12 protein-coding genes are annotated in these 12,035 nt (G+C 66.7%); 8 read left to right on the forward strand and 4 right to left on the reverse strand.

What is annotated here, in order from left to right; all coding sequences use genetic code 11:
• The first annotated feature begins 27 nt into the window (after window positions 1–27).
• The 7 genes from hisF to BLU38_RS25620 all read left to right on the forward strand — a co-directional run bounded on the left by hisF (window position 28) and on the right by BLU38_RS25620 (window position 7,473).
• A complete protein-coding gene (gene hisF, locus BLU38_RS25590; protein ID WP_091528869.1) occupies window positions 28–792 on the forward strand; it encodes an imidazole glycerol phosphate synthase subunit HisF in 765 nt (254 codons plus the stop codon).
• A gap of 84 nt (window positions 793–876) precedes the next feature.
• Window positions 877–1,836, forward strand: coding sequence for a 2-hydroxyacid dehydrogenase (locus BLU38_RS25595; RefSeq protein WP_091528872.1), 960 nt, complete (start codon window positions 877–879; stop codon window positions 1,834–1,836).
• Window positions 1,833–2,249 carry an HIT family protein gene (locus BLU38_RS25600; protein ID WP_091528875.1) on the forward strand — a complete coding sequence of 139 codons (417 nt, stop codon included), beginning with the start codon at window positions 1,833–1,835 and terminating at the stop codon, window positions 2,247–2,249. Before BLU38_RS25595 ends, BLU38_RS25600 begins: the two co-directional genes overlap by 4 nt.
• Complete coding sequence (locus tag BLU38_RS25605; protein WP_091528878.1) at window positions 2,246–3,496, forward strand: glycosyltransferase 87 family protein; 1,251 nt, start codon at window positions 2,246–2,248, stop codon at window positions 3,494–3,496. Before BLU38_RS25600 ends, BLU38_RS25605 begins: the two co-directional genes overlap by 4 nt.
• A gap of 267 nt (window positions 3,497–3,763) precedes the next feature.
• The gene (gene ilvD, locus BLU38_RS25610) at window positions 3,764–5,455 is read left to right on the forward strand and encodes a dihydroxy-acid dehydratase (RefSeq protein WP_091528881.1); all 1,692 of its coding nucleotides are present in this window, start codon (window positions 3,764–3,766) and stop codon (window positions 5,453–5,455) included.
• A 125-nt stretch (window positions 5,456–5,580) separates the two neighbouring features.
• On the forward strand, window positions 5,581–6,156 hold the full coding sequence (locus tag BLU38_RS25615; protein ID WP_157683713.1) for a hypothetical protein: 576 nt from the start codon (window positions 5,581–5,583) through the stop codon (window positions 6,154–6,156).
• Between the two features lie 135 nt (window positions 6,157–6,291).
• Entirely contained in the window at window positions 6,292–7,473 is a 1,182-nt protein-coding gene (locus BLU38_RS25620; protein WP_091533137.1) for a winged helix DNA-binding domain-containing protein, read from the forward strand.
• Here the strand turns inward: BLU38_RS25620 and BLU38_RS25625 are convergent.
• The 4 genes from BLU38_RS25625 to BLU38_RS25640 are packed head-to-tail and all read right to left on the reverse strand — an operon-like array spanning window position 7,451 to window position 10,841.
• Window positions 7,451–8,884: an alpha-L-arabinofuranosidase C-terminal domain-containing protein gene (locus tag BLU38_RS25625; RefSeq protein WP_091528887.1), complete on the reverse strand. Its 1,434-nt coding sequence runs from the start codon at window positions 8,882–8,884 to the stop codon at window positions 7,451–7,453. The genes BLU38_RS25620 and BLU38_RS25625 overlap by 23 nt on opposite strands.
• A gap of 4 nt (window positions 8,885–8,888) precedes the next feature.
• A complete protein-coding gene (locus BLU38_RS25630; RefSeq protein WP_091528889.1) occupies window positions 8,889–9,218 on the reverse strand; it encodes a DUF6385 domain-containing protein in 330 nt (109 codons plus the stop codon).
• Window positions 9,211–10,071, reverse strand: coding sequence for a DUF6772 family protein (locus tag BLU38_RS25635; protein WP_091528891.1), 861 nt, complete (start codon window positions 10,069–10,071; stop codon window positions 9,211–9,213). Before BLU38_RS25635 ends, BLU38_RS25630 begins: the two co-directional genes overlap by 8 nt.
• On the reverse strand, window positions 10,068–10,841 hold the full coding sequence (locus BLU38_RS25640) for an SDR family NAD(P)-dependent oxidoreductase (protein WP_197679861.1): 774 nt from the start codon (window positions 10,839–10,841) through the stop codon (window positions 10,068–10,070). Before BLU38_RS25640 ends, BLU38_RS25635 begins: the two co-directional genes overlap by 4 nt.
• Before the next feature lie 117 nt (window positions 10,842–10,958).
• On the opposite strand from BLU38_RS25640, the gene BLU38_RS25645 reads away from it, so the two are divergent.
• Window positions 10,959–11,972 carry a LacI family DNA-binding transcriptional regulator gene (locus tag BLU38_RS25645; RefSeq protein WP_172836222.1) on the forward strand — a complete coding sequence of 338 codons (1,014 nt, stop codon included), beginning with the start codon at window positions 10,959–10,961 and terminating at the stop codon, window positions 11,970–11,972.
• The last annotated feature ends 63 nt before the right edge of the window (window positions 11,973–12,035 follow it).

Here is a 12,035-nt window from a genome sequence, read left to right on the forward strand (position 1 = left end):
ACGGCAGCCACGGATAAGGTTGGCGCCATGAGTCTGGCGGTGCGTGTCATCCCCTGTCTTGACGTGCACGACGGGCGGGTGGTCAAGGGGGTCAACTTCGAAAACCTCCGAGACGCCGGCGACCCGGTCGAGTTGGGCGGGGTGTACGACGTCGAGGGTGCGGACGAATTGACCTTCCTGGACATCTCCGCGTCGGTCGAGGGCCGGGAGACCACCGTGGAGGTGGTCCACCGGACCGCCGGTGAGGTGTTCATCCCGCTGACCGTCGGCGGCGGCATCGCCTCGGTCGACGACGTCGACCGGATGCTGCGTGCCGGGGCCGACAAGGTCGCGGTCAACACCGCGGCGATCCACCGGCCGGAGCTGATCAGCGAGATCACCCGTCGGTTCGGCAACCAGGTGCTGGTGCTGTCGGTGGATGCCCGCCGGGAGAGTGACCAGCCGTCCGGCTTCGGTGTCACCACCCACGGCGGCCGCAAATCCGCCGACCTCGATGCGGTGCAGTGGGCTCGCCGCGGCGTCGAGCTGGGCGTGGGGGAGATTCTGCTCAATTCGATGGACGCCGACGGCACCACCGGTGGCTTCGATCTGGAGATGATCCGGGCGGTACGCCGCGAGGTCGAGGTCCCGCTGATCGCCTCCGGTGGCGCCGGCCGGGCCGAGGATTTCCCGCCGGCCGTCGAAGCGGGTGCCGACGCGGTCCTTGCGGCCAGCGTGTTCCACTTCGGAACGCTGCGGATCGCCGAGGTGAAGAAGGCGCTGGAAGCCGCGGGTTACCCGGTTCGCAGCTGACCAGATGGCAGGATCGTCCCGGCGTGTGCAGCACGCCGGTCGGATGCAGCAGGCAGATCGTTGAGTGGGGAGAGTGCGATACGGATGCGCGTGTGGTTGCCGTACGAGAGTGAGGCCGAAGCCCGACGACGGCTCGGTGAGCTGCCCGACGGGATCGAGATCGACATCTTCAACGGTGGCGAACCGCCCGCATCGGTGGACGAGGTCGAGTTCTACGTCGACCCGTACCTGAGCACCGACAGAGCCGCCTGGGAACGGCTGGCGACGATGCCCCGGCTGAAGGTGGTCCAGACACTGACCGCCGGCTTCGAGCACATCCAGCGTTACGTCCCCGACGGCGTCACTCTCTGCAACGCCGCCGGACTGCACGACGCCAGCACCGCCGAACTCGCGATCGCGCTGTCGCTGGCCGTCGGCCGTCGGCTCGACGAGTACGCCCGCAACCAGACCACCGGCGACTGGCAGTTCGGCTGGGGGAACTCACTGGCCGACAAGCGGGTGACGATCATCGGCTACGGACACATCGGCCAGGCGATCGAGCGCCGGCTGACCGGCTTCGAGGTCGGCTCGATCACCCGGGTCGCCCGCAGTGCGCGGACCGAGACCAACGCCGACGGTCACCCGGTGCCGGTACAGGCGATCGATGACCTGCCGTCCATCCTGCCCGACACCGACGTGTTGATCCTGATCATTCCGGCCACCCCACAGACCGAGAAGCTGATCGATGCCGCGGCGTTGGCGTTGCTGCCGGACGGCGCCCAGTTGATCAACGTCGGTCGCGGCAAACTGGTCGACACCGATGCCTTGCTCGCCGAGGCCGAGACGGGACGGATCACCGCCGGTCTTGACGTCACCGATCCCGAGCCGCTGCCCGTCGACCATCGGCTCTGGACCACACCGGGGGTGCTGATCAGCCCACACGTCGGTGGCGCCAGCAGCGCCTTCCAGCCGCGTGCCGACGCGCTGACCGCGGACCAGCTCCGCCGCTACGCCGCCGGCGATTCGCTGAAGAACGTGATCATCAAAGAGGAGGCGATGGCATGACCACACCGGACTGTCTGTTCTGCAAGATCATCACCGGCGACATCCCCAGCCGGAAGGTCGACGAGGACGACACCTCGTACTCCTTCCTGGACATCGCGCCGTTCCACCGTGGACACACTCTGGTCGTCCCGAAGCGGCACGTCGAGAGCTTCCTCAGTGACCCGCCCGCATGGGCCGAGATCACCGGCGCCGTCGATCGGGTCTCCCGACTGCTGCAGACCAAGCTCGGCGCGGACGGGATGAACCTCTTCTCCTCGGCGGGTGCGGTCGCCGGCCAGGAGGTCTTCCATCTGCATGTCCACCTGGTACCGCGCTACGCCGAGACCGGCGGGCTCCGCAACCTCTTCGGACCCAAGCCGGGCGCCGAGGACGCGGAGCTCGACGACGTCTGGCAGCAGATCACCGCATCGTGACCGAACAGACCGAGCTCGCCGGCCGGCGGCTGACCGGTCAGCCGCGGATCCGTCGCTGGCTGGTCGAGGTGCTGCCGGGCTACCTGGTGTCGCTGGCGATGCTGCCGGTGATCATCTCCGGCGGCAAGTTCTGGCCGTGGACGCCGCAGACCACCGATCTGCAGGTCTATCTCTACGCAGTCCGGGCAATGTTGCACGGCGAGAACATCATGACCTGGACCTCGCCGGACTGGCATCTGTACTTCATCTATCCGCCGATCTCGGCGATCCTGATGATCCCGCTGGCGATCGGACCGTACCTGTTCTGGCAGCTGGTCTGGATCGCCGGGCTGGTGATCGCCCAGAACGCGGTGATGATCAGATGCGGTGTGCCCCGTGGCTGGGCGCTCGGGCTGCTGTCGGCTGCTCTGGTGATCGGAATGGAGCCGATCCGGACCACCATCGGCTACGGGCAGATCAACACCTTCCTGATGGCGATGGTGATCATCGACCTGCTGCCGGCAGCACCGGGCCGCAAACGCCGGATCCCCGGCGGCCTGCTGATCGGCATTGCGGCCGCGGTCAAACTCACGCCGGCACTGTTCGTGCTGATGTTGTTGATCTTGGGCCGGAAGAAGCCGGCAATCACCGCGATGATCACGTTCGTCGTGCTGACAGCGGTTGGCACCGCGTTGCAGCCGGCAGCCACCGTCACCTATGTCAAGAGCTTGATCGGCGGCGAGACCCACACCTCGGGCCCGTTGTACGTCGGTAACCAGTCGCTGCTCGGTGTCGTCCTGCGCTTCTTCGGTGAGACGACCACCAACAGCCACATCGGGCTGCTGCTGTCCTTCCTGGTGGCCGTGCTGGCTGCGATCGTCGGTGCGTACTGGTGGAAGCAAGGCGGTCACGTGCTGGCCATCGCCATGGTCGGGTTGGGCACCAACCTCGCTTCACCGCTGTCCTGGACCCACCACTTCGTCTGGATCCTGCCGCTCGGTCTGGCCGCGATCTATCAGCTCCGGCGCCGACCCTGGCCCGGCGCTCGAGCCGATCACGTCCCGCTGCCCCGCTGGATGAGCATCGGCGCCGGCATCCTCGTCGTCTACGTCAGCGCCTGCCTGCCGCTGGCCCTGCTCCCGTACGCCGGCGGCGAGGAGAACTCCTACAACGCCGGCCAACGGTTGATCGCCAACCTCGGCCCGCTCCTAGCCGCCGCCCTGATGGTGGGCACCGCCATCCGGATGATCCGCCGGCGCCCTGTCTAACCTCGATCTATCAAGGTTAAGCACGTTCCCGCACCGATTTGAGGTGCGTAACCTCGACGGACGTCGGGCGCTTGAGCGCGAGCTCACCACCAGCAACCGCCGCCGGGACTGGCGCCGCCGCCGAACTTCCGGCCGGCGCCCCAGCATCCCCAGGACACCGACGGCGACCTGGCATCCCTGGGGATGCTCTCGCTGCGAGGGCGGAGTGACATCGGGCAGCGTCGTGCCCGGGCTCGACGGCACGGACGACAGCGGTAGCGTACGAACATGGCAGCCGCATCCGATCAGCCCGACATCAAACCGCGTTCCCGGACCGTCACCGACGGGCTGGAGGCGACCGCGTCCCGTGGCATGTTGCGCGCCGTCGGGATGACCGACGACGACTTCGGTAAGCCGCAGATCGGCGTCGCGTCCAGCTGGAACGAGATCACGCCCTGCAACCTGTCACTGGACCGGTTGGCCAAGGCGGTCAAGGAAGGTGTGCACGCCGCCGGCGGTTATCCGCTGGAGTTCGGCACCATCTCGGTGTCCGACGGGATCTCGATGGGACACGTCGGCATGCACTACTCGTTGGTCAGCCGGGAGATCATCGCCGACTCGGTGGAGACCGTGATGGAGGCCGAGCGGCTGGACGGGTCGGTGCTGCTGGCCGGCTGCGACAAGTCACTGCCGGGCATGCTGATGGCAGCCGCCCGTCTTGATCTTGCCTCCGTCTTCCTCTACGCCGGCTCGATCATGCCGGGCAGCGTGGACGGCAAGGACGTCACCCTGATCGACGCGTTCGAAGCGGTCGGCGCCTGCGTCCGCGGTCTGATCAGCCAAGCCGACGTGGACAAGATCGAACGCGCGATCTGCCCGGGCGAGGGCGCGTGCGGTGGGATGTACACCGCCAACACGATGGCCAGTGCCGCCGAAGCACTCGGAATGTCCCTGCCCGGATCCGCTGCGCCACCGGCGGTCGATCGGCGCCGGGACGGCTTCGCCCACAAGAGCGGTCAGGCCGCGGTCGAGATGCTGCGCCAGGGGATCACCGCCCGTCAGATCCTCACCAAGGAAGCCTTCGAGAACGCCATCGCTGTGGTGATGGCGTTCGGCGGCTCGACCAACGCCGTGTTGCACCTGCTGGCGATCGCCAACGAGGCCGAGGTCGATCTTGGTCTGGACGACTTCATCGCGGTGTCGAAGAAGGTGCCGCACCTGGGGGACCTCAAGCCGTTCGGCAGATTCGTGATGAACGACGTCGACAAGGTCGGCGGCGTTCCGGTGGTGATGAAGGCCCTGCTGGATGCCGGTCTGATCAACGGTGACTGCCTGACCGTCACCGGCCGGACGATGGCGGAGAATCTGGCCGACATCGCACCACCGGACATCGACGGCAAGATCATCCGCAGTCTGTCCGAACCGATCCACCCGACCGGCGGGATCACCATCCTGCACGGAACATTGGCCCCGGACGGTGCCGTGGTGAAGAGCGCCGGCTTCGACGACACGATCGTCGAGGGCACTGCCCGGGTGTTCGACGGAGAACGGGCCGCGATGGACGCCTTGAACGACGGCACCATCAGTTCCGGCGACGTGGTGGTGATCAGGTACGAGGGGCCGAAGGGTGGTCCCGGGATGCGCGAGATGCTGGCGATCACCGGCGCGATCAAGGGTGCCGGGCTCGGCAAGGACGTCATGTTGATCACCGACGGCAGGTTCTCCGGCGGGACCACCGGACTCTGCGTCGGGCACATCGCCCCGGAAGCAACCGAGGGTGGGCCGATCGCGTTGGTTCAGGACGGCGACAAGATCATCCTGAACGTCGCCGACGGCACCCTGGACCTCGATGTGTCGGCCGAGGAGATGGCGAGCCGACGCTCGGCATGGACCCCGCCGGACCGTCCGCAGCCCCGAGGTGTGCTGGCCAAATACGCCAAGCTGGTCGGCTCGGCAAAACTCGGCGCCGTGTGCGGCTGACCGTCATTACGTGGCTTATGGTAATCGCTCATAGGGTCAATCCAAGCCGGTTCATTGCGGGTTGTTGAAATGCGCATTGCACGGTGAATTTCTGGTGGCGCTGAACCTTCCGATAGTTACTGTTGATGGCGATGGACATGCCTTCGCAGGCAAGAAATAGTCGGGAGGAAATCATGCAGAGAATTCATCGCGCTCGCGCCACAGTGCTGTCCACCGCGGCAGCGGCTGCGCTGGTATCGAGCGTCGGCCTTTCGGTCGCTCAGGCAGCGCCGGTCGAGTCGCAGGCGCCGTCGGAAGCACGGGAGGCCGCCGTCGACGGCTATTGCGTGACCGACGTCGACAGGTCGACGACCAAGTGCTACGAGACCGATGCTGCGGCGTCCCGGGCGGCAGGCAAGAACCTGATCCTGAAGGTCTGGGGAAAGCCGAACAAGGAAGGTAAGTCGCACCGATTCAAGACGGCTGGCGCAAATTGCAATTTCATGGAGAATGATCTGAGGTTCATCAAGGATCATTCCGGGAGGAATTGGAACAATCGCATCAGTTCGCTGAAGACCTACCATGGCTGCACGGTGTCGCTCTACGGGCGCAGCTTCATGGAGGGTCAGCACACCGGTTGGCTCCGCAACGAGGACCGGCTCGGCCGGCTGCCCACCGGCTGGAACAATGCCGCCACCTCCTTCTGGGTCAAGGAGGCGTGACCGCACAACTGATACGGCAGCCTGGGCACGGGCTGCCAGGCCACGTCGACCGGTCCTCAGGTCGTGGTCCGCTGGCTCTGGTTCGGGCAGGACCGGATGCCGTGCGCTGTCGGTCCGGCACGCCACAATGACGCCATGCGGATCACGAACCAGGACAGACAGACGAGATTGGCGCGCCGGCAGCGACTCGCTGCGGAGAGCCGTGCGCGGGATGTCGGCGATCTGACCAACAGCCTGGTGGCGCTGCACGCGACGGATCCGGCGACGATCTATCTGAGTGCCTGGACTCGCGTCGACGGCTTCGGCACCGACGATCTCGACGCGGCGTTCTACATCGATCGCAGCCTGGTCAAGCACATGGCGATGCGACGGACCTTGTTCGTCTTCGACCGCGACACCCTGGCCGATGCACAGAGCGGGGCCAGTGATCGGGTGGCGGCGTCGGAGAGCCGCCGGTTGCTCTCCGATGTGCGCAAGGCCGGGCTGTTCGACGACCCGGAGCGGTGGCTCGCGCGCGCCAAGGCTGCCGCGCTGGAGATGCTGGCCGACGGTCGGGAGGCGACATCGACCGAGCTCCGCGACGACATTCCCGAGCTGCAGGGCGCGACGGTCTACGGGGTCGGCAAGTCCTGGGGCGGTGACGTCCCGGTCGGACCGCGAGTGCTGACGATCCTGTCCGCCGAGGGCAAGATCGTCCGCGGATCCAATCGCGGCGACTGGGCGGCGTCCCGACCCCGGTGGACGGCGATGGACGCCTGGCTCGGCGAACCGCTGCGTCCCAACCCGGACGGACACGATGCGATGGTCGAGCGCTGGCTGCGCAGCTTCGGGCCCGGCACGGTGAACGATCTGAAGTGGTGGCTGGGATCGACCATCTCAGCGGTGAAGAAGTCGTTGGCCGAGCTGCCGGTCGTCGAAGTCGATCTTGACGGTGCGATCGGCTACCTGATGGCCGACGACCTCGGCCCGGCCGATCCCGTCCAGCCGTGGACTGCGTTGTTACCCGGTCTCGACCCGACGATCATGGGCTGGGCCGATCGCGACTGGTACCTGAACCCCGAGCATCGCAAACTGCTGTTCGACTCCAACGGCAACGCCGGGCCGACCGCCTGGGCCGACGGCCGGGCGGTCGGCGGCTGGTGGCAGGACGACGACGGCGTTGTCCGGTTGCAGCTGCTGGAAGACATCGGTACCGAACGATCCGGCATCCTGCAGGATCAGGCATCGGAGCTGACGCAATGGCTCGGCGGACGTCGGATCCTGCCGCGGTTCCCGTCGCCCCTGGCCAAGCAGGTCAACGGCCGCCGAGGAAGGTGATCGACCACGGCGGCAGTGTCAGCTCCGAGCCGGTGATCGTGACCGCGGAGGTACCAAGAGTCTCCGTGTCGGGCTCGACGATCCATTGCTCGGTCGCGCTGATGGGCGCTCCGAGGTCGACCCGGGCACGGGTCGGATCGTCGCTGCGATTGATCACTGCCAGCCGGATCTGGTCGCCATCACGGCTGGCGACGGCGTCGACGGCCGGCAGCCGGTCCGGTAGTTCGCCGGGATCGACCGTTCGTTCCGGCGAGCCACTGATCATGCTCGGGGTGGCCACCGTCACTCCTTCGACCTGGACCGGCAAACAGGCTCCGGTCAGCCACTGCTGATAGGCACGGAAGACGGTGAACAGCGAGGTCGATGCGGCACGACCGTTGCGTGCGTCGATCACGCCGTTGCCGTTGACCAGGAAGACGTAGTTGGCCATCCGCACCAGGTCGGCGTTTCTGATCATGGCGTGGAAGAAGCCGGCCGCGCACAACGCATCGGTGCCGGTTCTGGGATCCGCGCGCTGCAGTCGATGGCCGTCGCCGTCGCGCTGCCAGTGTCGGATGTTCCATTCGTCCAGGGCGATCCCGATCGAGGTCCGGTGGCGGTCGTTGTGCTCGGTGATCAGCTTGCCCATGGCGGCGATGCGCTGCTCGACGTAGGCGGGGAAGTGAGCGAGCGCTGCTCGCCGGTCGCCCGGCTCACCGATCACTGTCGCGCCGTAGACGTGCAGCGACAACAGACCGAGATGATCACCGGCCAGGTCCAGCACCGTACGATCCCAGTCCGGATCCCGAGCTTCGGAGGAGCCGACGCCGACGATCACCGCCTCGGGATCGTAGCGGTGGAAGAAGTCCGACCAGTTGGCCAGGGTGCTGCCGTACTGTGCGGCGTCGCTGTGGCCGGCCTCCCAGGATCCCCAGGTCTCGTTGCCGATGCCCCAGTAACGTACGTCCCACGGTTCGTCCCGGCCGTTGGCGCGCCGGAGCCGTACGTCGTCGGTGTCGGCCGTCCCGGTGCAGTAGTCCAGCCAGCGCAACGCCTCGGTCAGCGAACCGGTACCAAGATTGGTGTTGATGTACGGCGTAGCACCGACCCGCTCGCACCAGTCCAGGAATTCGTGGGTGCCGAACCGGTTCGATTCCAGTTCTCCGTTGCCCCAATGCCAGTTGGGTCGTACCGGGCGATGATCACCGATGCCGTCGGTCCAGTGGTAGACGTCGGCGAAGCATCCGCCCGGCCAACGGATCGCCGGCACCGTGAGATCCCGGGACAGCTCGATGACGTCGGACCGTAGCCCGTGCTCGTCGATCAGCCCGGGATCCACACAGTCCTCGACATGCTCCAGGTATTGACCGTAGATGTCGGGCGAGATGGCCGCGCCCTCTGCCGTCGGGTCGACACGGATCGTGGTGGTCACGCGGTCACTCCTTCAGGGTGAGATAGACGTCGTAGGCGACAGTCGTCGCCGAGTCGTCGGATCGACTCAGCCGCAGCCGCAGCCAGCCGTCGAAATGGGACAGTGGCAACCGTGCCCCGGACCCGTCGGCGGCCACCTCGGTGTCGGCGCCGTGCGGCACCCAGCGCTGTCCGTCGGCCGAACACTCCGCGCGGAGCCGCACGGCCGGCCCGGGGCCGGTGGGGTAGACGTAGAAGGTCGCCTCGCTGGCCCAAGCACACTCGAACGGCTCGGTCAGATGATCATGGTCGAGGGCGTTGCGGCGCTCCAGGATGGCGGTGTGTGACTCACGCATCGTCGACCTCCTCGCCGGTGGACAGCACGACCGAATCGACGTACAGGAAGGATCGGGTGTCGGTGTTGGCGTCGACCCAGAAGCCGATGTTCAGCATCGTGTCGAGATTGGGCCAGGCCGGCATCGTCAGCGGCTCCAGCTCGGCACCGGACCATTGGCGATCGTTGAAGGCGAAGCCGAGGAAGCGCATCGTCGCCAGATCGAAGTCGACGGTCAAGTGGTGCCAGTTCTGCTTCGTGGCCAGTTCGTTGTAGCAGAGGTCCTGTTGGCCGCCGGGTACATCGACCCAGCCGTCGTTACCGAGATGGAAATGGGTCCGGGTCTCGCCGGAGATCTGGGTCGCGCGCCGCGGCGCCGGCTTGTACTGCCACCGGTGCTGCCGGCGGTCACCGTCGGCATTCAGGAATCGTAGGTGCGGCATCACCCGATGATCATGGTCCTGCAGGTCGAGGAAGATGCCGAAGCTGCGGACGTCCCGGTCCGACAGCGTCATCGTGGTCGCCTCCGGCTTACTGGTCAGCCAGGCCTCGATCCGGATCGGCTCCGCGCGCTGCCAGGTCAGCCGCTTCAACGCAACGGCGATGCTGTCCCGGCGTGCCCTGGTCGCCAGCTTCATGGCATAGCTGCCGTGCAGCGAGCCGGCGGTGCCGGTGTCCCACATCGTCAGATTGCTGAGCATCGGCGGACGGAAGTCGCGCTGCTCGGGAAGCACCGTGTCCAGGCTGCCCTCGTAGTTGCCGGTCAGCAACGTCCAGCCCTGCAGACCATGATCGAAATCGTCGGCCAACACGACCCGGGACAGCGGTCGATGATCATCCAGCAGGCCGGCGGACGTCAACAGCGGGCGGCTCATCGGACCAGCACCCCGCCGTCGACGGAGATCACATCTCCGGTCACGAACGATGCCGCGTCGCTGCACAGCCAGGTGACGGCGCCGGCGACCTCTTCGGGTTGCCCGAGCCGACCGAGCAGCGCGTTGTCCCGGTAGGTCTGCTCCTTGGCAGGTTCCCGATCGATCACCCGTTGCACCAGCGGCGTACGGATGTGGCCGGGCGCGACCGCGTTGACCCGAATCCCGTTCGGAGCCTCCTCGACCGCGGCACAGCGGGTGAGTCCGATGATGCCGTGCTTGGCCGCGACATAGGCCGGTGCGCCGAAGACGCCGCGGCTGCCGACCACCGAGGAGGTGTTCACGATCGCCGCATCGCCGCCGCCGGTCGTCGACTCGCGCATCAGAAGGATCTCGTGCTTCATCGACAGCCAGATGCCCTTCAGGTCGATCGCGATCGTCCGATCCCAGTTGTCCTCGGTGCAGTCGACGATCGTCGCCCGCTGCTGCTCGATCCCGGCATTGTTGAAGGCATAGTCCAGCCGCCCGTGCTGAGACCTGACGTGACCCAGCAGGTCGCCGACCGACCGTTCGTCGCTGACATCCACCGGCACCGCATCGATCACCGCCTGCGGGCCGGCGGCGTTGCGGAGCAGGTCGGCGGTCGCAGTCAGGCCGTCGGCATCGACGTCGGCGAGTACGACGTCGTCGCCGCGATCGGCGAACGCGATGGCGGCAGCTCGGCCGATACCGGATGCGGCCCCGGTGACCAGGCTGACCTGTCGATCGGGCACAGGAATCCTCCTCGAGTGGTGGACCGGCGACATTCGCGGTCCGGACGGAATGCGGACTTTAACGCTACAGTAGTCTGCGACGATAGCGTTCGGCGGAGGATGAGAGGGGGTGCGTCGATGACGAGCATGCGCGACGTCGCCAAGCATGCCGGCGTGTCGGTGATGACGGTGTCGAATGTCGTCAACAACCGGCCGGGGGTCTCGCAGGAGACCCGGCTGCTGGTCGAGGAGTCGATCCGCCAGTTGCTGTATCGGCCGAATCTCTCGGCGCGCAGCCTGGCCCGTGGGCGGACCGGAGTGCTCAGCCTGTGCATCCCCGAGGTCGAGATCCCGTACTTCGCCGAGATCTCCAGTTCGATGATGCGGGCGGCCGAACGACACTCCTGCCGGATCATGATCAACCAGACCGGCTGGGATCGGGACCGGGAGTTGGAGGTGCTGCGTGGTCGGGGCAGTGACCTGACCGACGGGGTGCTGCTCTACCCGGCCACCCTCACCCACGATGATCTCGATCATGTCGCCAGCACCGTCCCGATCGTGCTGTTCGGTGGCTCGGAGGTCTTCGCCAATGCCGCGCATGTGGTGATCGACAACGCCGCCGCGGCCGAGCAGGCGACCCGACATCTGCTGGAGCTCGGACACCGCAAGATCGCGGTCCTCGGCCCGCACCTCGATCCGCAGAGCCGCAAGCCGAATCGTCGGCTGCTCGGCTATGCCCGTGCGTTGCGGCGGTCCAAGATCACCTACCGGCCGGAGTTGGTGGTCGATGCGCCGGAGTATCACCGGGCGGACGGATACCGGGCGATGACCCATCTGCTGCAGCTCGACGAACCGCCGACGGCAGTGTTCTGTCTCAGTGATCTGCAGGCCGTCGGTGCACGGTTCTGTCTTGCCGAGCGGGGATTGCGGGTCCCCGAGGACGTGTCGCTGGTCGGCTTCGACGACATCGAGGAGGCCGCCTATCTGCTGCCTCCGCTGACCACCGTCCGGCCGGACCGGGCCGCGATCGCCGAGCAGTCGCTGAGACTTCTGGTCGAACGCCTGGACGGCGAGCGTCGTCCCGAGGCGGTGACGGCCGGCCACGAACTCGTGGTCAGACACAGTACGGGCCGACCGCCGCAGGTCGACTGAGTCCATCGACTCGTCGCGGTGGTCGGCTCCGTGCGCACGCCGACTTTAACGCTACATATCGAG

It is taken from the genome of Microlunatus soli (assembly GCF_900105385.1).
Lineage (GTDB): Bacteria > Actinomycetota > Actinomycetes > Propionibacteriales > Propionibacteriaceae > Microlunatus > Microlunatus soli.

Excerpts from the sequence above, each read along its gene's own strand:
- hisF (WP_091528869.1), top strand. The coding sequence starts at position 28 with ATGAGTCTGGCGGTGCGTGTCATCCCCTGTCTTGACGTGCACGACGGG.
- BLU38_RS25595 (WP_091528872.1), top strand. The coding sequence starts at position 877 with ATGCGCGTGTGGTTGCCGTACGAGAGTGAGGCCGAAGCCCGACGACGG.
- BLU38_RS25600 (WP_091528875.1), top strand. The coding sequence starts at position 1,833 with ATGACCACACCGGACTGTCTGTTCTGCAAGATCATCACCGGCGACATC.
- ilvD (WP_091528881.1), top strand. The coding sequence starts at position 3,764 with ATGGCAGCCGCATCCGATCAGCCCGACATCAAACCGCGTTCCCGGACC.
- BLU38_RS25615 (WP_157683713.1), top strand. The coding sequence starts at position 5,581 with ATGGCGATGGACATGCCTTCGCAGGCAAGAAATAGTCGGGAGGAAATC.
- BLU38_RS25620 (WP_091533137.1), top strand. The coding sequence starts at position 6,292 with ATGCGGATCACGAACCAGGACAGACAGACGAGATTGGCGCGCCGGCAG.
- BLU38_RS25630 (WP_091528889.1), bottom strand. The coding sequence starts at position 9,218 with ATGCGTGAGTCACACACCGCCATCCTGGAGCGCCGCAACGCCCTCGAC.
- BLU38_RS25635 (WP_091528891.1), bottom strand. The coding sequence starts at position 10,071 with ATGAGCCGCCCGCTGTTGACGTCCGCCGGCCTGCTGGATGATCATCGA.
- BLU38_RS25645 (WP_172836222.1), top strand. The coding sequence starts at position 10,959 with ATGACGAGCATGCGCGACGTCGCCAAGCATGCCGGCGTGTCGGTGATG.